General features: G+C 35.9%; 1 protein-coding gene. It reads left to right on the top strand.

Annotated features, from left to right (window positions below; translation table 11 throughout):
* Nucleotides 1–397 precede the first annotated feature (397 nt).
* Nucleotides 398–2,116 carry a diflavin flavoprotein gene (locus H5968_RS24860; protein ID WP_187042069.1) on the top strand — a complete coding sequence of 573 codons (1,719 nt, stop codon included), beginning with the start codon at nucleotides 398–400 and terminating at the stop codon, nucleotides 2,114–2,116.
* The last annotated feature ends 28 nt before the right edge of the window (nucleotides 2,117–2,144 follow it).

Genomic DNA, 2,144 nt, shown 5'->3' with positions numbered 1-2,144 from the left:
TGGGTGTTAAAAATTTTTTCTGTTTCTTGTAGGGGCGAAGCATTCGGGTGATAACCTATCGCTGAAACCAGTTTATATTCTGTCCGAATGCTTCGCCCTTACGATTAATGAATCGGTGTTCTAGTTACTGTTTTCCTAAAATAAACTAACAGATACTCACAAAATTTTCCCTTAATATTGTAGGGGTTTAGCATTGCTAAACCCCTACATAATTCTGTTGATATTATGTTGATGGCTATAACTATAGTAGATTTTCGTGTCAAAAAATATGCTGAAAAATAGCATTGTTTGATACCACTTTAATTTTACAAAATATATTCTTAATTACAGCTTTAAAAAGATTTTAGGAAGAAAATGGTGGGGAGAAAAGAATATTATTTAGAATCGGATACAAATCATGGTAGCAATATCAGAGAAAGTTGAACCAAGGTTAACTATACAAACTGTAGAAATTGCTCCTAATACAACAGCGATACGCTCTCTTGATTGGGATCGGGATCGCTTTGATATTGAATTTGGATTGCAAAACGGTACAACCTATAATTCTTATTTAATTAGGGGTGAACAAACAGTTTTAATTGATACTTCTCATCAGAAGTTTCGTCAATTATATTTAGACACTCTCAAAGGTTTAGTTAATCCGAAAACAATTGATTATATAATTGTCAGTCATACAGAACCAGATCATAGTGGTTTGGTAGAAGATGTATTACAATTAGCACCAAGAGCAACTGTTTTAGCTTCTAAAGTAGCATTGCAATTTTTAGAAGGTTTGGTACATGATCCTTTTTCCAAAAGAATTGTTAAAAGTGGCGATCGCATAAATATTGGTCAAGGACATGAAATAGAATTTGTCAGTGCGCCAAATTTACACTGGCCTGATACAATTTTCAGTTTTGATCGCAAAACCCAAATTCTTTATACTTGTGATGCGTTTGGGATGCACTTTTGTGATCATCGCACCTTTGACGAAGATTTAGAAGCAATTGAAGCTGATTTTCGGTTTTATTATGATTGCTTAATGGGTCCTAATGCTCGTTCTTTATTGAATGCAATGAAGAGAATGGGTGAACTAGGTAACATTCAAATTATTGCCAATGGACACGGACCATTATTATATCATCACCTCGATGTTTTAACCGAATATTATCAAAATTGGAGTCAAAGACAAGCGAAAACAGAAACTACGGTTGGTTTGTTTTATGTTTCCGGTTATGGTTATAGTGAGCAATTAGCTCATGCAATTGGTGATGGTTTGCAAAAAGCTGGTGTGGGTTCAGAAGTAGTTGATTTACACACAGCAGATTTTCAAGAAATTCAAGAATTAGCAGGTAGAGCATCAGGTTTAATTATTGGAATGCCACCTACTTCTTCAATTGTAGCACAAGCTGGTATTAGTTCTTTATTAGCTGTAGCAAAAAATAAACAAGTTGTAGGTTTATTTGAATGCTATGGTGGTGATGATGAACCGATTGATACTCTACGTCGTAAATTTATTGACTTAGGAATTAAAGAAGCATTTCCCGCAATTCGTATTAAAGAAATCCCCAACGAAGCAACTTATCAAATTTGTACAGAAGCGGGTACAGATTTGGGACAAAGGGTGGTGAGAGAACGCAACATCAAACAAATTAAATCTCTCGACGTGAACATGGAAAAAGCGTTGGGGAGAATTAGCAGCGGATTATATATTGTCACTGCTAAAAAAGGTGAAATTAGCGGTGCAATGATGGCTTCTTGGGTAGCACAAGCTAGTTTTCAACCATTAGGATTTACCATTTCTGTTGCTAAAGATCGAGCGATTGATAACTTATTACAAATAGGCGATCGCTTTGTGATCAATGTGTTAGAAGAAGGTAATTATCAAGACCTGAAAAAACACTTCCTCAAACGTTTACTTCCTGGTGCGGATAGATTTGCAGGTGTGAAAACTCAAACTGCTAAAAACGGTTCACCAATTTTAACCGATGCACTTGCATACATGGAATGTGAAGTAGTCAGCAAAATTGAATGTAGCGATCATTGGATTTTATATTGCATTGTTGAAGATGGCAAAGTTTCCAAACCAGATGCGCTGACAGCAGTACGTCATCGCAAAGTAGGAAACTATTACTAGGGACTGGGGACTGGGGCTGTCTCTTAAA

This window comes from Sphaerospermopsis sp. LEGE 00249 (assembly GCF_014299995.1).
In the GTDB taxonomy this organism is placed as follows: domain Bacteria; phylum Cyanobacteriota; class Cyanobacteriia; order Cyanobacteriales; family Nostocaceae; genus Sphaerospermopsis; species Sphaerospermopsis kisseleviana.
The sequence above is the reverse complement of the archived record's forward strand: the minus strand, read 5'-3'. Positions and strand labels throughout refer to the sequence as shown.

Coding starts and splice junctions, on each gene's coding strand:
- H5968_RS24860 (WP_187042069.1), top strand. CDS start 398: ATGGTAGCAATATCAGAGAAAGTTGAACCAAGGTTAACTATACAAACT.